Annotated in this window: 14 protein-coding genes; 3 read left to right on the top strand and 11 right to left on the bottom strand. The window is 64.2% G+C overall.

What is annotated here, in order from left to right; all coding sequences use genetic code 11:
• Position 1: 1 nt before the first annotated feature.
• Positions 2–1,237: a DUF1501 domain-containing protein gene (locus tag AC07PE_RS05010; RefSeq protein ID WP_498762159.1), complete on the top strand. Its 1,236-nt coding sequence runs from the start codon at positions 2–4 to the stop codon at positions 1,235–1,237.
• A 164-nt stretch (positions 1,238–1,401) separates the two neighbouring features.
• On the opposite strand, the gene AC07PE_RS05005 is transcribed toward AC07PE_RS05010, so the two are convergent.
• Positions 1,402–2,154, bottom strand: a complete 753-nt coding sequence (locus tag AC07PE_RS05005; protein WP_498762157.1) for a 2OG-Fe dioxygenase family protein — start codon at positions 2,152–2,154, stop codon at positions 1,402–1,404.
• A 210-nt stretch (positions 2,155–2,364) separates the two neighbouring features.
• On the opposite strand from AC07PE_RS05005, the gene AC07PE_RS05000 reads away from it, so the two are divergent.
• The gene (locus tag AC07PE_RS05000) at positions 2,365–4,884 is read left to right on the top strand and encodes a CehA/McbA family metallohydrolase (protein ID WP_498762155.1); all 2,520 of its coding nucleotides are present in this window, start codon (positions 2,365–2,367) and stop codon (positions 4,882–4,884) included.
• Positions 4,885–4,887: 3 nt separating this feature from the next.
• Here the strand turns inward: AC07PE_RS05000 and AC07PE_RS04995 are convergent, their stop codons facing one another.
• The 7 genes from AC07PE_RS04995 to lplT all read right to left on the bottom strand — a co-directional run bounded on the left by AC07PE_RS04995 (position 4,888) and on the right by lplT (position 16,525).
• A complete protein-coding gene (locus tag AC07PE_RS04995) occupies positions 4,888–6,906 on the bottom strand; it encodes a TonB-dependent receptor (RefSeq protein WP_498762153.1) in 2,019 nt (672 codons plus the stop codon).
• Between the two features lie 13 nt (positions 6,907–6,919).
• Positions 6,920–7,420 (bottom strand): DUF6702 family protein, encoded by a 501-nt coding sequence (locus AC07PE_RS04990; RefSeq protein WP_498762152.1) that lies wholly within the window; start codon positions 7,418–7,420, stop codon positions 6,920–6,922.
• Positions 7,417–9,840 carry a M1 family metallopeptidase gene (locus tag AC07PE_RS04985; RefSeq protein ID WP_498762150.1) on the bottom strand — a complete coding sequence of 808 codons (2,424 nt, stop codon included), beginning with the start codon at positions 9,838–9,840 and terminating at the stop codon, positions 7,417–7,419. Before AC07PE_RS04985 ends, AC07PE_RS04990 begins: the two co-directional genes overlap by 4 nt.
• An 82-nt stretch (positions 9,841–9,922) precedes the next feature.
• Positions 9,923–12,319, bottom strand: a complete 2,397-nt coding sequence (locus AC07PE_RS04980; protein ID WP_498762148.1) for a M1 family metallopeptidase — start codon at positions 12,317–12,319, stop codon at positions 9,923–9,925.
• A gap of 140 nt (positions 12,320–12,459) precedes the next feature.
• Positions 12,460–14,838, bottom strand: a complete 2,379-nt coding sequence (locus AC07PE_RS04975; RefSeq protein ID WP_498762147.1) for a M1 family metallopeptidase — start codon at positions 14,836–14,838, stop codon at positions 12,460–12,462.
• Between the two features lie 186 nt (positions 14,839–15,024).
• A complete protein-coding gene (locus tag AC07PE_RS04970) occupies positions 15,025–15,219 on the bottom strand; it encodes a hypothetical protein (RefSeq protein ID WP_498762145.1) in 195 nt (64 codons plus the stop codon).
• Between the two features lie 79 nt (positions 15,220–15,298).
• Complete coding sequence (gene lplT / locus AC07PE_RS04965) at positions 15,299–16,525, bottom strand: lysophospholipid transporter LplT (protein ID WP_498762143.1); 1,227 nt, start codon at positions 16,523–16,525, stop codon at positions 15,299–15,301.
• Positions 16,526–16,717: 192 nt separating this feature from the next.
• Here lplT and AC07PE_RS04960 point away from each other — a divergent pair, with 192 nt between their 5' ends.
• The gene (locus AC07PE_RS04960; protein WP_498762141.1) at positions 16,718–17,914 is read left to right on the top strand and encodes a GGDEF domain-containing protein; all 1,197 of its coding nucleotides are present in this window, start codon (positions 16,718–16,720) and stop codon (positions 17,912–17,914) included.
• Positions 17,915–17,932: 18 nt separating this feature from the next.
• On the opposite strand, the gene AC07PE_RS04955 is transcribed toward AC07PE_RS04960, so the two are convergent.
• The 3 genes from AC07PE_RS04955 to AC07PE_RS04945 all read right to left on the bottom strand — a co-directional run bounded on the left by AC07PE_RS04955 (position 17,933) and on the right by AC07PE_RS04945 (position 21,285).
• On the bottom strand, positions 17,933–19,387 hold the full coding sequence (locus AC07PE_RS04955) for a serine hydrolase domain-containing protein (RefSeq protein ID WP_498762139.1): 1,455 nt from the start codon (positions 19,385–19,387) through the stop codon (positions 17,933–17,935).
• Between the two features lie 84 nt (positions 19,388–19,471).
• Positions 19,472–20,002, bottom strand: coding sequence for a helix-turn-helix domain-containing protein (locus tag AC07PE_RS04950; protein WP_498762138.1), 531 nt, complete (start codon positions 20,000–20,002; stop codon positions 19,472–19,474).
• On the bottom strand, positions 20,002–21,285 hold the full coding sequence (locus AC07PE_RS04945) for a type II toxin-antitoxin system HipA family toxin (RefSeq protein ID WP_498762136.1): 1,284 nt from the start codon (positions 21,283–21,285) through the stop codon (positions 20,002–20,004). Before AC07PE_RS04945 ends, AC07PE_RS04950 begins: the two co-directional genes overlap by 1 nt.
• Positions 21,286–21,301 lie beyond the last annotated feature (16 nt).

Below are 21,301 nucleotides of genomic sequence, written 5' to 3'. Positions count from 1 at the left end.
GATGAAACGCAGGGACTTCCTGAATACGCTGGCGCTGGGCGCCGGCATCGTGCTGCCGCTGGGTCCTCATGCCTGGGCCGCGACCGGGCCGGCCGACAGCCCGACCCGCAAGAAGCTGGTGGTGGTGATGCTGCGCGGCGCCGTCGACGGCCTGAACGTGGTGGCGCCGGTGGGCGACGAGAACTACCTGCGCCTGCGTCCCGGCATCGGCCTGGCCGCGCCGGGCATGGAGAACGGCGCGCTGGACCTGGACGGCTATTTCGGCCTGCACCCGGCGCTGGCCAGCCTGCAGCCGCTGTGGCAGCAGAAGAAGCTGGCCTTCGTGCACGCCAGCGGCTCGCCGGACGGCACCCGCTCGCACTTCGACGCCCAGGACTACATGGAATCGGCCACGCCGGGCCGCAAGAACACGCCGGACGGCTGGATGAACCGCCTGGTCGCGACCCTGCCGGGCACCACCACGCCGAGCCGCCTGCTGGGCATCGGCCCGGTCATGCCGCGCATCCTGGCCGGCCAGGCGGCGGCGGTCAACCTGCCCAACGTCGCCTCCGGCACCAAGGCCGACATCCTCGACCGCCCGGCAATCGGCGCCGCCTTCGACCAGTTGTATGCCAACCATCCGCGCTTCGGGCGCGCCTACGACGATGGCCGCAAGGCGCACCGCGAAGTGATGATGGCCGCCGCCGAGACCCCGCAGATGCAGGCGGCGGACCGCGGCGCGCCGCTGCCCAACGGCTTCCCGGACGATGCGGCGCGCCTGGCGACGCTGATGCGCAACGATCCGAAAATCCAGATGGCCTTCGTCGCCCTGGGCGGCTGGGATACCCACGTGGGGCAGGGCGCCGGCACCGGCCAGCTGGCGAATCGCCTGGCGCCGCTGGGCCAGGGCCTGGCGGTGCTGGCCGAGCGCCTCGGCAGCCTGTTCGACGATACCGTCGTGGTGGTGATGTCGGAGTTCGGCCGCACCGCGCGCGAGAACGGCACAGGCGGCACCGACCACGGCCACGGCAATGCGATGTGGGTACTGGGCGGGAAGGTCAACGGCGGCCGGGTCTACGGCGACTGGCAGGGCCTTGAAGACACTGCGCTGAATGAAGGGCGGGATTTGCCCGTTACGACCGATTTCCGTTCGGTGCTGGCGCAAGTATCCGAACGACATTTACTTTTGAGCGATAAGCACCTGGCGCAGGTGTTTCCCGCAATGCCGCAAAAGGCGCCGTCGTTCAAGGTGGTGTGAGGTGAATGTAGGATCGGTCCCACTCTGTGGCGGGGTCTGGAGGCTATCGTAGTTCTACTGTATTGCGCTGCACAATAAATAGCGCTATAGTTGAACCGTCTCCTCCAGTTTTCTCCGAAATCTGGATTCCGCCCGCTCCGCAAGGTAGCGGGCTTTTTTTTGCCTCAGGCGCCCGTCGTCTCGGCGTCGTCGCCCTGGAAAGCGCCTGCGCGCCAGGTCAGCACCAGCGTATCCCGGTGCCCATGCTCCGCCAGCGGCTGGATCGGCGTCGACTCGTGGATCACCGCCGCATCGTCCAGCAGCAGCATGGTCCAGGGTTCGAGCATGGTGAAGCGCTGCCCCTTCGGACCATCGGCTTCGAACACGCGGGTCTCGCCGCCCTTGATGCCCTCGCGCCCGATCAGGATCACGGCCACGAAGTCGACGCCGTCGCGGTGCGCACCTTCCGGCGTCGGCCGGCCGATGCCGTCGGCGGTATCGATGCGGAACTGGTGCGCCTCGACATACCAGGGCTGCGGCCCTTTCACCGCGGTGCAAACCGCGCCCAGCGCGCGCAGCAGGCGGTTCCAGGCCAGCTGTTCGACGGTGGACGCTTCGATCGGCACGAACAGGCGGTGCATGCCGCCGTGCAGTGCGTTGTACTCGACCGGCTGCCAGTGCGCGCGGTGCGGGCTCTGGACCAGGGCGTCGCCATCGTCGACGAAGCAGGAATGGCGCCGGCGCCGGTAGCGGCCGCCGTCCTTCAGGTAGTTGTCGAGTTCCAGGCGATCCCAGCTCGGCGCCAGGGCCTGCAGGTCGTCCAGGGAGCAGCCGGCCAGGCTGGCCACGTCTTGCGGACGCAGCAGGGCATAGCCGTCCGTGCGCAGCGCATCGACGATGCGCGACGGGTCGGAATAGGGTGGTTGCGAGGTAGTCATCCTCTTAGCGTAGCACCTTTTGAAAGCCGCCGTGTTGCCGCTGTTCATCAAACGGATGAGCCGAAAGCATGCTTGTTACGCACCATGTATAAATTTTCAACAATTTCACAACAGCTACATTGTTGTACTGACGCGCTGCTTGTTTGTCATTTTTGTGTCATGCATATTTGTAAGAGTTTGTACTCTTATAACATGACAACAAGGGAAACTATGCGCCGCGCCCACACCACCAAGTCCTTGCCGCTCGCCCTCATCCTCAGCCTGGCGCTCGGCGCCGCCTATCCAACTTATGCGTCGGAAGAAGATCACCGCGAGTTCGAGGCCACGCTGCACGCCCCGTACACCGCCCAGGCAGGGCAGGAAGGCCGCACCTTCACCCTCAATTTCAGCTATCCCTTCGTGCGCCAGGCCCAGGACGTGGCATGGCGTTTGGAACTGGTCGACCCGGCGCAGCGCGTGATCCAGCGCTGGCAGGGCAGCGAGCGCCTGTCCGGCAAGCCGGTCGAGGTCAAGGTCGACTGGAGCGGCCGTGCCGGCGATCCGGCCCTGCGCGATGGCGTCTACCAGGTGCGGCTGGTCGCGGTGGCGAATACGGCGCAGGCGCATGGCCGCGCGAAGCTGTCCGCGGACGAGGTGGACGCGCTGGTCGATGCCGACGGTGGAGAACGGATCGAACAGGCCTGGGAGATCGCGGTGGGCGAGCCCGACGTCGCGCAGATGCCGGCCTTCGGCGCCTTGCCCACGCGCGCCGGCACGGCGGCCGCCGCCAGCACCACCACCGTGTCCGGCAGCGCCGGCATGGTGCAGGAATCGGCCACGCGCGCCTCGGTGGCGGCCACCGCCTCGCTGCCCTACACGGTCTACTACGGCAACCTGCACAGCCAGACCAACCACAGCGACGGCGGCGGCGTGCTCAGCTCGTGCACCGGCGCCCAGAATCCGCAGTCCGGCACCTACGGCCCGACCGATGCCTTCAACTACGCCAAGGGCAAGGGACTCGATTTCCTGATGGCGTCCGAGCACAACCACATGTACGACGGCTCGGATTCGACCAACGCCTCGGCCAGCTCCGCCACCGCGAAATCGCTGTACCAGTCCGGCCTGTCGGCGGCATCGAGCTTCAATGCCGCCAACCCCAGCTTCCTCGCCGTGTATGGCATGGAGTGGGGCGTGATCAGCAACGGCGGCCACATGAACATCTTCAACTCGCCCGAGCTGCTGGAGTGGGAGTACAACAGCAGCAACCAGCTGATCGGCGACACCTACACCGCCAAGAATGACTACGCGGCGCTGTACACGCTCATGAAAACCCGCGGCTGGATCGGCCAGTTCAACCATCCGGAGACGACCGGCCAGTTCCTGGTGAATGGCGTGCCGCTCGGGTACACGGCCGACGGCGACCAGGCGATGGTGCTGTGCGAAGTGCTGAATACCTCGGCCTTCTCGACCAATACCACTGAAACCGAAACCAGCCGCAGCACCTACGAAGGCGCCTGCAAGAAGGCGCTCGAAGCGGGCTTCCACGTCGCCTTCTCGACCGACCAGGACAACCACTGCGCCAACTGGGGCGCGTCCTACACCAACCGCACCGGCGTGCTGATCCCGACCGGCACCGCGCTCACCAATGCCAGCTTCATCGCCGCACTGAAGGCGCGCCGCGTGTTCGCGACCATGGACAAGACTTCGCAGCTGGTGCTGACCGCGAACGGCCACATCATGGGCGAGACCTTCAGCAACAGCGGCACCCTGAACCTGGTGGCGAATTTCGCCAGCACCTCGGGCAAGACCGCGTCGACGGTGGCGATCTTCGAGGGCGTCCCGGGCCGCAACGGCACCGTCACCCAGCTGGCCAGTACCGCCAGCACGACCATTACGCCGGCGGTGGGCGAGCACTTCTACTATGCCAAGATCACCCAGAACGACGGCAATATCCTGTGGTCGGCGCCGATCTGGGTCAGCCAGACCTCGGGCAGCGGCGGCAGCGGCGACACGACACTGCCGACCGTGAGCGCCAGCGAGAGCGGCACCAGCGGCACCATCACGCTGTCGGCCACGGCCAGCGACAACGTCGGCGTCACCAAGGTCGAGTTCTACGTCGACGGCGCGCTGAAAGGCACCGACACCGCCGCGGCCTATTCGATGACGCTCGATTCGACCACCCTGGCGAACGGCAGCCACACGCTCACCGCGAAAGCCTACGATGCGGCGGGCAACGTCGCCACCTCGAGCGGCGTCGCCTTCAGCGTCAGCAACACGGTGGCCTCGACCCAGCTGATCGCGAATTCGGGCTTCGAATCGGGAACGGCCTCGTGGACGGCATCCAGCGGCGTGATCACCAACGACGCATCCGTCCCGGCGCATGCGGGCAGCTACAAGGCCTGGCTGAACGGCTACGGCGCCGCGCACACGGACACCATGTACCAGCAGGTGACGATCCCCTCGACCGCGACCAGCGCGACTCTGGCCTTCTGGCTGGAGATCCAGTCGGACGAGACCACCCCGACGACCGCCTACGACACGCTCAAGGTCCAGGTGCGCAACAGCAGCGGCACGGTACTGGCCACGCTGGCGACCTACTCGAACCTGAACAAGGGGACGACCTATGCGCAGAAGAGCTTCGACCTGACCTCGTACAAAGGCCAGACCGTGCAGGTCTACTTCGTCGGCACCGAGGGCTCGACGGTGCAGACTTCCTTCCTGATCGACGACGTGACGCTGACGGTGAAGTAAGCCTTACCAGTTCTTGATGAGCGTAAGGCGGAACGAACGCGATTCGAGCGGGTGGAAGTGGATGTCCTCATGGGCTTCCGCTTCGCCCTTCAGCTGCGAGGCATAATAGTAGTCGATGCTCGAGACGCGCTTGTTGGGCAGGTTGAAGCCTTCCAGCTCCAGCCGCAGGTCCTTCGCAAGGCGGTAGCCGATGCGGCCGTTCAAGGTGGTGCTGGCGTGCGAGCGCACGCTGTTGTCCTCGACCAGCGGGCGCGGGCCGAAGTAGCGCAGGCGCAGCGCGCCTTCCCAGGCGCCGTTCTTGCCCAGCTGGCTGGCCGTGATGGCCAGCTGGCTCACGCCTTCCACCGCGCCGGGGATGCGGTCCTGGCCGGCCTCCACCTCGCGCGAGCGGGCGCGCGCGAAGGCGGCGTCGAAGTCGATAGCCAGCCACTTCACGGGCTTGTAGTAGTTGGAGAACTCGATGCCGATGCGGCGGCTGGGCGAGCCGGCCTCGGTGGTGCCGGCGTCGCCGACATAGCTCAGCTCCGAATCGAAATCCAGGCGGTACAGCGAGAGCGCGGTCTGCATCTTCGGGATTGCTTCCGTGCGCAGGCCGATCTCCATGCCGCGCGAGCGCACCAGTGGCTCAACGCTGTTGACGGCGCCGCGGGCGTCGTTGCTGTGGAAGCCCTGGCCATAATTCAGATACAGCTCGCTGCTCTTCCAGGGGCCGAACACCAGGTTCAGCGAAGGACTGAGCAGGGTGTCGCTGGCGCTGGCCGCCTTGCCGGTCAGGCTGTCCTGCACGCGGAAGCGGTAGCCGTCGGCGCGCAGGCCGACGATGCTGCGGAAGGATTCGCCCCAGCGCGTGGCGCTCTCGATCCAGGCCGCGCGGCTGGTCTCGACGATGTGGTCCTGGCGCGTGGTGTCCAGCGTCTGGCGCGCCTGCGTGTGCAGCAAGCCGTTGAAGATATTGTCGTTCTGCGCTTGCAGGCCGACGCTGATGTCGGCGGTGAGGCTGTCGCCGCGGTGCGCGTGCCAGGTGTGCAGGGCGTTGACGCCGCTGGTAACGCGGCGGTCCGGCTGGGCGAACTGGTCGCCATGCACCGGGTCGTCCATGAAGTAAGTGAAGTTCGACCACAGGTCCAGCTGGTTGCGAATGAGGTAGGCATTCACCTTCGACGCCGAATCGGCGCTGGTCTGGCGCCATACGCCGGACAGGCTGTATCGGCGCGCTTCGCCGCCATCGGTATCGTCGACCATGCCGAAGCGCCCGATGCGGCCGTCGTCGACCGCGCGCTCCGGGATCTGGTCGGTGGAATTCCAGCGGCCGTGATAGGCCATCGCGGTGACGCTCCAGCCGTTGTTCGCATAGCCGCGGCTGTAGCGCAGCACGCCGTTCACCTTCTGGTAATCGTCCGGACGGGTGAAGGGGCCGTCGTTGTGCAGCAGCTCCAGCGCATAGGTGAGGGCGCCGCCGGCCGTGTCCTTCGACGCCGCCAGCGCCGTGCGCGCATAGCCGTTCTGGCCGACGCTCAGGGTCGCCACGTCGCGCACCAGGCGGTTCACATAGGTGACGGCAGCGCTGCCGGCCGAGGCGAAATCGCCTTCGCGCGCCGAGTAGGGGCCCTTGCGGTAGTCGAGGCGTGCGGTCAGTTCCGGGATCAGGAAGTTCAGGTCGGTCCAGCCCTGGCCGTGCGCGTGCGAGCGCTGGTTGACCGGCATGTCGTCCACATAGGTGGCGAGGTCGGTGCCGTGGTCGAGGTTGAAGCCGCGCAGGTAGAACTGGTTGGCCTTGCCTTCGCCGCTGTGCTGGCTCGCGATCAGGCCGGGCGCCGCCTCCAGCAGCTCGCCGGGACGGTAGATGGTGCGCATCTCCAGTTCCTTCTGGCTGACGCTGCCGGCATTCGCGGAATCGGCGATGCCCAGCTGGCTGGCGCGTGCGCCTTCGACCAGCACGCGCTGGATTACCAGGTCGTCGGCGTAGGCCGTGAGGTGGGAGAACAGCGCGGCCAGTGCGCAGGGCAGGACTCGGAGACGCATCAGGTACGAACGCTTAGTGGACTGAAAACTCGGACTGCTTGCTGCTGAAACCGAAGGTGCGCAGGCTGCCCGCCACCGTCAGGTTCACGGTGTTCAGCTGGTCCGGCATGAAGTCGGTGAGCACCGCATCGTGGATGATCTCGACCTTCGCGGCCGGGGTCTGCACGACTTCCTGGTACACCATGACGCTCTGGGCGTCGGCCGTCATGCCGACCCAGTTCAGCGGCAGGCGGCGCTTGTCCTTGTCCGCCAGCCAGAACTGCTTTTCCACGTACTTGCGGAACACGGCCTGGTCGTCCGGATCGGACAGGTCGAACTGGCGCTGGTACAGATTGGTCAGCAGCGCCTCGACATCGTGCGCCATGTAGGTGTGCACGACCTCCGTGCTGCCGGTCCGCTCGTTGAAGCTGATGTCGGTGATCCCGGCGTGGAAGTTATGTGCGGGCGCCAGCGCACAGGCGCCGGCCAGGACGGCCGCGCCCACACACTTTGCAATCGAGCGTTTAAGACTCATTCCACTTTCCTGCCGGCCTCGATGGACTGCTCTTCGGCCTTCGCGGCTTCCTTGCTGTCCTTCTTCGGCTCTTTCGTCTTCAGCTTTTCGCTGTAGTCTTTCATCATGTCGTCCTGCGGACGCTGGCTCTTGAACAGCTCCAGGCGCGATTGCGCCGGCTTGCGCGGCCAGGCATTGTCGCTCTGGTCCGTATCCGCGGTTTCCCAGTACGGGTCCTGCACCAGGCTGGTCATCGGCTCGTCGGTGATGATCAGCTTCGTGATCTTCTTCGGCGAGTAGCGCCAGACTTCGGCCGGCACGCGCTCGACGTACTTCTTGCCGCTCGCGAGCGTGATTTCCAGGATCAGCGGCGTCACCAGGCCACCCTTGTTGCTGAAGTCGACCAGGTAGAGGTGCTTGCCTTCCTTCAGCAGCGCCTTTTCCCAATCCTCCAGGCCGTCCACGGTTTCATTGTACTTGTTGCGGTCCTTGTTGGTGACCGTGAACTCGTCATGTTCGTTGTAGAAGTCCTTCAGTTCCGGGTGCTTCTCGAGGCGGCGCGGCAGCGTGCCCTTGTTGCGCTGGTCGGTAATCGAGATCGGTTCCGCATCCTTTTGCGCACGTTTCCAGGCCTTCTCGGTTTCCGGATCCTTGCTGCCAACGGTGTATTCGCTGATGCCGTCCACGCTTACGTCCACCGCGTCGGTAGTGTAGAACCAGCCGCGCCAGAACCAGTCGAGGTCCGTGCCCGAGGCGTCTTCCATGGTGCGGAAGAAGTCGGCCGGGGTCGGACGCTTGAACTTCCAGCGCTGCGCGTACTCCTTGAAGGCGAAGTCGAACAGCTCGCGGCCCAGCACCGTTTCGCGCAGCACGTTCAGCGCGGTGGCCGGTTTCGCATACGCGTTATTGCCGCGCTGGGTGACGGATTCGGAGCCAGTCATGATCGGCACCTGGTTGCGGCTCTTCATGTAATCGGTGATGTTGCGCGCCTCGCCGCGGCGGGCCGGGTAATTCTCTTCCCACGCCGTCTCGGCGAGGAATTCCATGAAGGAGTTCAGGCCCTCGTCCATCCAGGTCCACTGGCGCTCGTCCGAGTTGACGATCATCGGGAAGTAGTTGTGGCCGACCTCGTGGATGATCACGCTGATCAGGCCATACTTGGTGCTGCGCGAGTAGGTCAGCTCGCCGGTCTTCTTGTCCTTGGTCGGACGGCCGCCGTTAAAGGAGATCATCGGGTATTCCATGCCGCCCACCGGGCCGTTCACGGAAATCGCGACCGGGTAGGGGTAGTCGAAGGAATACTTGTTGTACTGGTCGATGGTGTGGATGATGGCCTGGGTCGAGTACTTCTCCCACAGCGGATTGCCTTCCTTCGGGTAGAAGGACATGGCCAGCACGTCGGTGTCGCCCTTCTTGAAGCCCTGGGCGTCCCAGATGAACTTGCGGCTGCTGGCCCAGGCGAAGTCGCGCACGTTCCTGGCCTTGAAGCGCCAGGTTTTGGTGGTGGTGGCGCGGCCTTTTTCGCGGGCTTCGGCGTCCGCCTGGCTGGCGATGATCACCGGCTGCTTCGAAGTGCGTGCCTGTTTCAGGCGCTCGCGCTGCGCGGCGGTGAGTACATCGCCTTCGTTCTGCAGCTCGCCGGTGGCGGCCACGATGTGGTCGGACGGTACGGTGATCTCGACGTCGTAGTCGCCGAATTCCAGCGTGAATTCGCCGTCGCCGCGGTACTGCGTGTTCTGCCAGCCGTGGGCATCGTAGTAGGCGGCCATGCGCGGATGGAACTGGGCGATCTCGAACAGGTCGTTCTTGTCCTCTTTATCGAAGCGCTCGAAGCCCATGCGGCGGCCCAGCACATTCGTTTCCGGCACGTTGAAGGACCACGACATATTGAAGGAGACGCGCGCGCCCGGCTTCAGCGGCTGTTCGAGGTCGATGCGCATCATGGTCTTGTTGATCACGTAGCGCAACGGCTTGCCGTCCGTGCCGGTGACGCTGGCGACCTTGAAGCCGCCGTCGAACTTGCGACTCTCGACCAGGAAGCGGGCAGCCTCGTACTGCAGGCCGGCCTGCCCGCCGGTGGCGGACGCGGTACGCCAGGCCTCGCGCGACGGGTAGCTCGAGATCATGCGGTTGTCCGAATCGGCGCGGAACATGTTCTGGTCCAGCTGCACCCACAGGTAGTTCAGCGTGTCCGGCGAGTTGTTGTGGTAGGTGACGGTCTCGCTGCCGGTGATGGCGCGATTGGCTTCGTCCAGCTGGGCGCGGATCTTGTAGTCGGCGCGCTGCTGCCAGTAGGCGTGGCCCGGCGCGCCCGAGGCGGTGCGGGTGTCGGTGGGCGTTGGCAGCAGTTCGTCGAGCTGGCGGAACTTGTCGTCGAATTGCTGGGCGAAGGCCGAGCCGGTGATCGAGGCGATCAGGGTCAGAGTAGCGAGATGTTTCATGTTCGTAGGGTGGACACCCCGTGCCCACCATGTGCGTTAATTGATGCGTGGGCACGGGGTGCCCACCCTACGGTTGCTTGGCTTACTTGGCGATCGGCTTTTCTTCGTCCTTGGCCTTGTCGTCCTTGGTCTTCAGCTTCTCGTTGAAGTCCTTCATCATGTCGTCACCGCCACGTTGGGACTTGAACAGCTCCAGGCGCGTAGGGGTCGCCTTGCGCGGCCAGGCGTTGTCGCTCTGGTCGGTGTCGGCGGTCTCCCAATACGGGTCTTCCACCAGGCTGGTCATCGGCTCGTCGGTGATGATCAGTTTGGTGACCTTCTTCGGGTTGTAGCGCCAGATTTCGGCCGGCACGCGCTCGACGTACTTCTTGCCGCTGGCGAGCGTGATCTCGAGGATCAGCGGCGTCACCAGGCCGCCCTTGTTGCTGAAGTCGACCAGATACAGGTGCTTGCCTTCCTTGAGCAGCGCTTTTTCCCAGTCTTCCAGGCCTTCGACGGCTTCGTTGTACTTGTTGCGGTCCTTGTTGGTGACCGTGAACTCGTCGTGCTCGTTGTAGAAGTCCTTCAGCTCCGGATGCGCATCGAGGCGGCGCTCCAGGGTGCCCTTGTTGCGCTGGTCGGTGATCGAAACCGGCTCCGCATCCTTCTGGGCGCGTTTCCAGGCCTTTTCGATTTCCGGGTCCTTGCTGCCGACCGTGTATTCGCTGATGCCGTCGATGCTGACGTCCACGTAATCCGTGGTGTAGAACCAGCCGCGCCAGAACCAGTCGAGGTCCGTGCCGGACGCGTCTTCCATGGTGCGGAAGAAGTCGGCCGGGGTCGGGCGCTTGAACTTCCAGCGGCGCGCATACTCCTTGAAGGCGAAGTCGAACAGCTCGCGGCCCAGCACCGTTTCGCGCAGCACGTTCAGCGCGGTGGCCGGCTTCGCGTAGGCGTTGTTGAGGAACTGGACGATCGACTCCGAGTTAGTCATGATCGGCACCTGGTTCTGGCTCTTCATGTAGCTCGCGATCATGCGTGGTTCGCCGTAACCGATCGAGAATTTCTCTTCCCAGGCTTCTTCGGCCAGGAACTCGAGGAAGCTGTTCAGGCCCTCGTCCATCCAGGTCCACTGGCGCTCGTCCGAGTTGACGACCATCGGGAAGTAATTGTGGCCGACCTCGTGGATCACCACGCCGATCAGGCCGTACTTGGCGTTCTTCGAATAGGTGATCTCGCCGGTCTTCTTGTCCTTGGTCGGACGCGGGGCGTTAAACGAGAGCATCGGGTATTCCATGCCGCCGCCGACGTCGAAGTTGACCGAGATCGCGACCGGGTAGGGGTAGTCGAAGGAGTACTTGCTGTACTGGTCGAGGGTGTGCACCACCGCCTGGGTCGAGTACTGGCCCCACAGCGGATTGCCTTCCTTCGGGTAGAAGGACATCGCCAGCGCGTCGGTGCCGTTCTTCTTGAAGCCCTGCGCATCCCAGATGAACTTGCGGCTCGAGGCGAACGCGAAGTCGCGCACGTTCTTCGCGCGGAAGCGCCAGGTGCGGGTAGTGTCGGCGTGGGCCTTTTCCTTCGCCTCGGCCTCGGCCTGCGTCACGATCAGCACCGGCTTCGTTGCCGTGCGCGCCTGCTTCAGGCGTTCGCGCTGGGCCGGGGACAGGACCGCATCCGGGTTCTGCAGCTCGCCGGTGGCGGCCACGATGTGGTCGGCCGGGACGGTCAGCTCGACATCGTAGTCGCCGAACTCCAGCGTGAACTCGCCGGCGCCCAGGAACTGCTTGTGCTGCCAGCCGTGGGCGTCGTAGTAGGCCGCCATGCGCGGGAACCACTGGGCGATCGCGAACAGGTCGTTCTTGTCGTCGAAGCCTTCGTAGCCCGAGCGGCCATGCACGATCTTCTGGTTGTTGATGTTGTAGTGCCAGTCGACCGCGAAGGACAGCTTGGCGCCCGGCTTCATCGGCTGCGGCAGGTCGATGCGCATCATGGTGCCGTTGATGACGTAGTGGAGCGGCGCGCCGCCGGCATCCTTCACCGCCGTGATGTTGAGGCCGCCGTCGAACAAGCGCGACTCCAGCATGGTGCGCATGGCGTCGAACTTCACGCCCGTCTCCGGCGTGGCCCGGGCCCAGGCTTCGCGCGAGACCACGGTGGCCGAGGTGCGGCCATTCGAATTCGGCTTGAACAGGTTCTGGTCCAGCTGCAGCCACAGGTAGTTCAGCGTGTCCGGCGAATTGTTGTGGTAGGTGACCGTCTCGCTGGCCTGGATCGCGTGCTTCGCTTCGTCCAGCTTGGCGCGGATCTTGTAGTCGGCGCGCTGCTGCCAGTAGGCGTGGCCCGGCGCGCCCGAGGCGGTGCGGGTGTCGGTGGGCATGGGCAGCAGTTCGTCGAGCTGGCGGAATTTATCGTCGAATTGCTGGGCGAAGGCGGGGCTGGCGATGGCGGCGATCAGGCTCAGGGCCGCGAGGCTGGCGGGCAGGCGCTTGAAGTTCATGTGGTCGTTATATGTATATTTATGCGGTCCAAAATGCACAATGGGGTTTTGATGCCGGGGGCATCAAAACAAAACGTGCCCACGCGTGACGTCGCATTGCGCATACGTCCGCGTGGGCACGGGGTGCCCACCCTACGGTCTTACTTTGCTGCTTCTGCTGCTGCCTTGACTTCCGGCTTGGCGTCCTTGGCGCCCTTGTCGTCTTTCGACTCCTTGGATTCCTTGGTCTTCAGCTTCTCGTTATAGTCCTTCATCATGTCGTCCTGCGGACGCTGGGACTTGAACAGTTCCAGGCGCGACGGGGTCGCCTTGCGCGGCCAGGCGTTGTCGCTCTGGTCGGTGTCGGCGGTTTCCCAGTACGGGTCCTGCACCAGGCTGGTCATGGTCTCGTCGGTGATGATCAGCTTCGTGATCTTCTTCGGCGAATAGCGCCACACTTCGGCCGGCACGCGCTCGATGTACTTCTTGCCGCTGGCAAGCGTGATCTCCAGCACCAGCGGGGTCACCAGGCCGCCCTTGTTGGTGAAGTCGACCAGGTACAGGTGTTTGCCTTCCTTCAGCAGCGCCTTTTCCCAATCCTCCAGGCCTTCGACGGCTTCGTTGTACTTGTTGCGGTCCTTGTTGGTGACCGTGAACTCGTCGTGCTCGTTGTAGAAGTCCTTCAGCTCGGGATGCGAGTCCAGGCGGCGCGGCAGCGTGCCCTTGTTGCGCTGCTCGGTGATCGAGACCGGCTCCGCATCCTTCTGGGCGCGCTTCCAGGCTTTCTCGATTTCCGGGTCCTTGGTGCCGACCGTGTACTCGCTGATGCCGTCCACGCTCACGTCCACGTGGTCGGTGGTGTAGAACCAGCCGCGCCAGAACCAGTCGAGGTCCGTGCCCGAGGCGTCTTCCATGGTGCGGAAGAAGTCCGACGGGGTCGGGCGCTTGAATTTCCAGCGGCGTGCGTATTCGCGGAACGCGAAGTCAAACAGCTCGCGGCCCAGCACCGTCTCGCGCAGCACGTTCAGCGCAGCGGTCGGCTTGGCGTAGGAGTTCGGGCCCAGCGCCGAGATCGACTCGGAGTTGGTCATGATCGGCTGCTGGTTGGCGCTCTTCATGTAGTCCACGATCGAACGCGGCTCGCCGCGCGAAGCCGGATAATTCTCTTCCCATGCCTGCTCGGCCAGGTACTGCACGAAGCTGTTGAGGCCCTCGTCCATCCAGGTCCACTGGCGCTCGTCCGAGTTGACGATCATCGGGAAGTAGTTGTGGCCCACTTCGTGGATCACGACGCCGATCAGGCCGTACTTGGTGCGCTTCGAATACGTGAGCTCGCCGGTCTTCTTGTCCTTGGTCGGACGCGGGCCGTTAAACGAGATCATCGGGTATTCCATGCCGCCCACCGGGCCATTCACGGAAATCGCGACCGGGTAGGGGTAGTCGAAGGAATACTTGTTGTACTGGTCGATGGTGTGGATGATGGCCTGGGTCGAGTACTTCTCCCACAGCGGGTTGCCTTCCTTCGGATAGTAGGACATGGCCATCACATTGGTCGCGTCCTTCTTGAAGCCCTGAGCATCCCAGATGAACTTGCGGGACGAGGCCCAGGCGAAGTCGCGCACGTTCCTGGCGCGGAAGTGCCAGGTCTTCGAGGTGGTGGCGCGGGTCTTTTCCTTGGCTTCGGCCTCGGCCTGGGTCACGATGACTACCGGCTGCTTGGCGGTGCGGGCCTGCTCGAGGCGCTGGCGCTGCGCGGCGGTGAGGACGTCGCCCGGATTCTGCAGCTCGCCGGTCGAGGCCACGATGTGGTCGGCCGGGACGGTCACGGCCACGTCGTAGTCGCCGAATTCCAGCGTGAACTCGCCGGTGCCCAGGAACTGCTTGTGCTGCCAGCCCATCACGTCGTAGTAGGCTGCCATGCGCGGGAACCACTGGGCGACTTCGAACAGGTCGTTCTTGTCGTCGAACTTCTCGTAGCCGGAGCGGCCGCCGAGCACCTTCTGCTCGTTGATGTTGTAGCTCCACTCGATCGCGAACGCGACCCTGGCGCCGGGTTTGAGCGGCTGCGGCAGATCGATGCGCATCATCGTGCGGTTGATGACGTAGTGGAGCGGGGCGCCGCCGCCATCCTTCACCGACTTGATGTTGAAGCCGCCGTCGAAACTGCGGGCGGTCATCAGGCTCTGCAGCTGGTCGAACTTCATGCCGTCGTCCGGGCCGCGTGGCTTGTCCCAGGCGTCGCGCGAGCGGATGGTGGCGCCGGTGCGCGAATCGGAGTTCGGCTTGTAGATGTTCTGGTCGAGCTGGACCCACAGGTAGGTCAGCGTGTCAGGGGAATTGTTGTGATACGTGATCGTCTCGGCGCCACTGATCGAACGGTTCGCCTCGTCGAGCGTCGCGCGGATCGAGTAGTCGGCGCGCTGCTGCCAGTAGGCGTGACCCGGCGCGCCGGAGGCGGTACGGATCGTGGTCGGGGTGGGGAGTAGTTCGTCGAGCTGGCGGAATTTATCGTCAAAAGGTTCCGCTGCAATTGCTGACATGGTGAGGCATAGCGCCGCCAAGCCGATCGGCAAACGTATCATATTTACCCTGCTTTAGAGGTTGAAAGAAAGAAAATATTCTAGTCTTCGATCTAAAGCAATGGTTCGCTTGATTTGTAACAACCTTGTTACAAAGCATCAAAACGCTCAAATGTGGCGTTTTGGGTACTCTTGTATAGGCAGGCCTCAGGCTGGGCTGCTGTGGACAGTAGGTGCCCCATTGTGGATCCCTTGCATGAATCCATGGGCAAACTCTTCGGAGCCGGCGCCAAACCAGAGCAAAAGGGCGGCGCCCAGCATCAGGTTACGATTTGCGCCGCGGAAGCCGGCAATGAGAAGAATGAATCCGAGAACCTGGATCACCAGCGAGATAACGGACATGGCTGCCTCGTGTATGCATGAGTTGACGACAATTTATTATAGGCAAACCTAATATATTGGTGTCAACTATCGGCAAGACTCATGCATGTTGCGCCGTATTTGCCAGGGCGCGCAGGTAGATGGTCGCCAGGGCGATCAGCACACCCAGCAATACCAGCACCGTGTTCATTTCCAGTTTGACCTGCAGCGCCATCGCATAGCTGGCCGTCATCGCCAGGATGGCCAGGTTCTCGTTGAAGTTCTGCACGGCGATCGATTGCCCGGCGCTCATCAGGCTGTGGCCGCGGTGCTGCAGGATGGCATTCATCGGCACCACGAACAGGCCGGCCAGCACGCCGATCGCCAGCAGCAGGGGCAGCGCCACCTGCACCGTGTGCACGAACACCATCGCGCACAGGCCGACACCCAGCACGATCCCGACTGGCATCACCGACATCGAACGCACCAGCGGCACCGTCTTGCCGGCGATCGCCGCGCCGATCACCACGCCCAGCGCGAATACGCCCTGCAGCGCGGCCGCCTTGTCCAGGCCGAGGCCGAGCGCCGACCGTGCCCAGGCCAGCAGCAGGATCTGCAGCACCATGCCGGCGCCCCAGAACAGCGAGGTCACGCCCAGCGAGACCCGGCCTTCGCGGTCGCGCCACAGGGTCGAATTGCAGCGGTAGAAGTCGAGCAGCAGGGAAGGCAGGGAGCGGCGCGCCTTGGCATAGCGGGTGCCGGCGTTCACCACGCCCAGGTTCAGCACCCCGGCGATGAAATAGGTCAGCACGATCACGGCCACGGCCGCGTGCAGCGGCGTATCGACCATGCCGCCCTGCACGGGCGCCATCCTCAGCAGCCAGGCGATCGTGTGCCCGTTGGCGGAAATGAGTCCGCCGAGGATGGTGCCGAGGATCATCGCGACCACCGTGGTCCCCTCGATCCAGCCGTTGGCCGCCACCAGGCGCCGGGCAGGCAGGACTTCGGCCAGGATCCCGTACTTGGCAGGCGAATAGGCCGAGGCGCCGAAGCCGACGATGCCGTAGGCGAGCAGGGGATTGGCCTTGGCCAGGATCAGCGAGCAGCCGAACATCTTGATCGTGTTCGTCACCAGCATGACACGTCCCTTCGGAAACATGTCGGCGAAGGCGCCGGCAAACGGGGCCAGCAGGATGTACGACAGCACGAAGCCCATCTTCAGCATCGGCGTCATCCATTCCGGGAAAGCCAGGGTCGTCACGAGCGACACGCACAGGATGAACAGCGCGCTGTCGGCCAGCGAGGAAAAGAACTGGGCCCCAACGATGGCGAAGAAGGCGGGTTTCATGGGCGCGGGTCGGTGATCGGACTGACCTTATATCACAGCCTTATAGAGGCCCGGTTTCGGCTGGATCATGCGGACCGCATACGCTTGTTGTAAATGCGCTGGCTGAGACAATGTGTGAGATTTACCTTATGACAATAATCCTATACTTGGGGAATTGATTCCTATCGTATGGTTCCGTAGTCGAGGCAAAGCATGGATGCGTTCACACTCGTCGTGGCTTCCGCGCTGGTAGCCGGCATCATGGCTGCCAGCATGCAGCTGCTGTACCGTGCAAGCTCGCGTCAGCCTTGCCTGCTGGACTGGTCGCTGAGCGGCCTGTGCTTCCTGGCGAGTAATGTCATCGGAGCAGTCGCCCTCAAGTACAAGCTCGACCTCGCGATCGCGCCGGCCGTGGCCAACATGTTCTACATCGCCGGCCATGCCGGCATCCTGGTCGGCGTGCGCCGCCACCTGTCCCTGCGGCCGCGCTACGATTTGCTGGCCTTGCTGACGCTGGCCGTGCTGTGCGTACACGCGCTGCCTTTCATGCAGGGCTCGGTCCTGCATCGCCTGTTCCTGTTCACGCCCGTCGTCGCCGGCATCAACCTGGGCGTGGTCTGGCTGCTGTGGCGCCAGCCCGACGACGGCGCCAAGCCCGCCTACCTACCGCTGATGGGGCTGGAGCTGCTGTTCATGACCCAGATGGCGCTGCGCACCCTCTACCTGGCGGCCAGCGAAGACCGCAAGCTCACCTTCATGGGCAGCCAGTTCCTGCAGACCTCGGGTTCGCTGTTCGTGCTGGTGTTCCTGTCGGTGTCGACCATGGCCTGCGCGCTGATCGTCACCCACCAGCAGGAACTGGCCCTGCGCCGCGCTTCGCTGACCGACGTCCTGACCGGCTGGCTGAACCGCCGCGCCCTGCACGACATCGCCGGGCGCGAATTCCGCCGCTGCCAACGCAGCGCCACGCCGCTGTTCTTCATCACCTTCGACATCGACCACTTCAAGGCGATCAACGACCGCTACGGCCACAGCGTCGGCGACGCCGCGATCTGCCACGTGACCACGCTGGCGGCGCGCGCCCTGCGCGGCTACGACGCCATGTTCCGCATCGGCGGCGAAGAGTTCGCGGTGGTGGTCGGCGGCGGCACTCTGGCTGACGTGGCGGGCATCGCGCAACGCCTGCGCGAGCTGGTGGACGAGACGCCGCTGCTGGTGCAGGGGCTCGCGGTGCCGATGACGGTGAGCGTCGGCCTGGCCGCGGCCCGGGACGGCGACGCGCAATGGGAAGATGTGCTCAAGCGCGCGGACGAAGCCATGTATCACGCCAAGCAGAACGGGCGTAACCACGTGAGCGTCCATGGCGTCGACCTGGGCTTGAAGGAGGCGCGGCTGCAGGCGGTTGCCTGAACCGCGCATGGTATTCAGTCAGCGCGCCGATACCGCTTTCTTCACACGTTTGAACGGCACATCGAAGGAGCCGGACTTCAGGCGGCCAGTCGGGCTGCCGTCCTTTGCCATGTGCAGTTCGAGTTCGCGCGACAGCACGAACAGCACGGTCGGTGAGCCCGGCGCCACGTACAGCGGATCGATCACGCCTTCGCGGATCCCCAGCACCAGCTTGCCGTCCCGTTCCGCGATCTCGAAGGTGCCCATGCCCTTGATCTCGTAGATACCGGCCAGCGCCTTGCGCTTCGCCGGCGGCAGCTCGACCGCCTTGCGCATCGTGGTCTGGTTGCTGGGCCAGCGGTATTCGAAGGCGGCAGCGCGCAGGATGCTTTGCGCCAGCTCGGCGCCGGCGTCGCCGTTGGTCATCACCACGATGCCGTCGCCCTTCCCGAAGTAGGCGAGCAGCGAATTCTGAAAGCCCATATTGCTGCCGCCGTGACTGAAGGACAGCGACGCATCCTTGCCTTCGATTTCCAGGCCGAGCGCATAGCCGTTCTTCACCGGCGTCAGCATGGTGCGTGCCATCGCGGGCGAGAGCAGCGGATTGCCCTGCGCGTCCGCATTGCGCTGCACGCCGATGGCGAAGCGGGCCAGGTCGCTGGGCGTGGTCCACAGGCCGGCCGCAGCCAGCTCCGGATAGGTGTAGGGACCGCCCTTGTAGGGCTCGCCCTTGGCGTCGTGCGGCATGGCGGCGCGCGCCAGCAGCGATGCCGGCAGCGGTTGATTGAAGCTGCTGTCCTTCATGCCGAGCGGCGCGAGCACGGTTTCATCCAACAGGGCGGGGAAGGTCTTGCCGCTGCGGTCGATCAGCGCCTGCTGGACCACCGTGTAGCCGCCGCCGGAGTAGTTCCAGTCCTTGCCCGGCGGGTTCTCGATGCGCACCGGCTTGGTGTTCGCGGGCGGCGTACCGTCCAGCACCTGCACCAGGTTCGGGACCGCGGTGTCGTGCGCATAACCGGGGAAGCCCGAGACCGAAGTGCCGGCCGTGTGCGACAGCAGCTGGCGCAGGGTGGCGTGTGCGTTCTTCGGGCCGGGCGGCAGCTTCCAGCTGTTCAGCGCGGTGTTGATGTCGGCGTCGAGCGCGAGCTTGTTCGCGTCCACCATGCGCAGCGCGGCCAGCGAGGTCACTGGCTTGCTGATCGAGGCGGCCTGGAACAGGGTGTCCGGCCTGACGGGTTGGCCGTCTTTCGCCATGACGCCGTAGCCCTTGGCCCAGGCAATCTGGCCCTTGCGGATGACGGCAACGCTGACGCCGGGGACGTGCAGGCGCTGCATCTCGGCGGCCAAGGTGGCGGTGGGGACGGGCTTGCCTTGCAGGGCGATGGCGGGGCGCAGGCCCTGCTCGATGTGCAGGATGTCGGCGCCGTCGTCGGCGTAGGCGGTGGTGCAGGCCAGCAGCGTGGCCAAGTGCAGGACGGCTTTCGAGATACGCATTCGGGCTCCTCGATAATGGTTGCTCAGCAGGCAATCATTATCGATAGAGCATATTTTTCTGGCAAGATAATGTTGATATGCACGTCATGCTGAACGGGGCTTTTTTTTCTTGCTACTGGATGAGCTTCCTGACGTAGGGGCTTTCGATACCGCTTCCTGTGTTGAGGCCTGCAAATCAGGCAGAACACTGGCAGTTCTCGTCACGTCCTTGACCATTCCCATGAGTTTGGAAAGCTTATCGAGCTCGGCCATCAGAGCTTGTTGACCGGCCATCAGCGTCTCGACATTGATTCCCGTAGTTGCGCCGGCCCGCTGAGACGTCTCCGCAGCCGTTGCGGCACGCTTGACCGGCACGAACGCCACTTCCAACCCAAAGAATTCGCCGATCCGGTTCAAGGTCGCCACCGTCGGATTCCCCTGTCCTAACTCGATCGCCTTGATCACCCGCGCGCTGACGCTACGATGCTGCGCGAACTCGTCCTGCGTCATGCCGGCAATCGCACGCATCTCGCGCACGCCCTCAGTGAGCGACAGCTCGGCCGCCGCTGCCGATTCCAGCAGCCGGTTACGCCGTTCACGGGCCTGCGTCTTATCGATCGGTTTTCGTTTGCTCATCACGACCTCAATGCCAGAAGTTGGGTACGCTGTTTTTCGACGCTCGGCCCGACAAATTCAACGATGTCTTCGTCGACGCCGACTTCACGCATGCAGTCCTGCAGCCCTGCGAGCCGCTCGCCGAAGCAGACCAGTGCTTCGACCAGCTGCTCGTGCTCGGGCGCGGGCAGGGCAAGCTGCGGCAGCACGTCTTCCCAGCGCTGCAGTTCCTTGCCGGTTTCGGGGTGGTACCAGCGCGATGCGCGGGTGATGCCTTCGGGGTCCAGGTACATTGGCGCGAAGTCGAACAGCGGCGTGATGCGGGTGACGCCATCGACAGTCTGCACCGCCGTGTTGCGCGCGTGGTTATCCGTGTTCCGCATTGCCAGGTTGAGCACGTCGCGCTGGATGAACTCGATGGTCTCGTAGAGCGGCACATCGACGACGCGGCGAATTGCCGCCAACAGCTGAAACTGGTTGGCCTGGATGCCGAATCCTCCCAGGCCGGCAATCGAGGCCGCGCTCTCCTGGTGGAAGCGCAGAACACGTCTGTCCTGGGTGCGACGGTCGAAGCGCGGGATGAATAGCATGTCTCCGTGCCGTTCTGGCAGATCGAAACTGCGGATGCCAAAGCGCTGCGCGACTTCCATGTAGCGCGCCTCGTTGTGCAAGACCTTGCGGTCGGCATCGGAAGGACCGCGTGGGCGCTTCACGATGTAGTGGCGGCGTGCCTGGCCGTCATCAAGTACCGCATCCGGATACCATTTCCCGTCGTCGGCCTCGGTCAACAGGTATTTGGGCGCAACCCCCTGGATACCCGTCCCGCCCGCAGCCAGCATGCCGTGGACCATCATCGTTTCGTGAAAATCGGGCGCACGCGCCAGCAGTTCGTGGAAGTCGAACCCGTCGGCAGCAAGGCCATGCCGTTCCACATGTTGTTCGAAGTACTGTACTGCCTCACGGATGCGCAGCCGACCGATGGGATTGAACGCTCCGGCCAGCAGCAAGGGCAGGTCGGACGCCTGCGCATCGGGGAGCTGGAGCCGGTCGAGCAGGAAGCGGCGGCCGTTACCCTGCGGGACCAGGTCATACATGAAGGCAGGCCACGCCTGAAGGGCATGACGGTCGGCGTCCACCGGGAGCGCCAGCGATACCGGCGGCGGCGTCAACCCGAACGCATATTCCAGGTCGTATTCGAACACGCAGTCGTTTGCGCGGAAGCCGTTGCGCACCACATCGGAGAAGCTGGCCTGAGCGGCTTCCAGCCACCGGTCTTCGTGAAAAATCTCGATGTGACAGTCCATGGCTCGAAGCACCGAA

The sequence above is a fragment of the Telluria sp. GW821-FHT07G12 genome (assembly GCF_059418525.1).
Note: the sequence above shows the minus strand (reverse complement) of the source record. Positions and strands in the feature narration are given on the sequence as shown.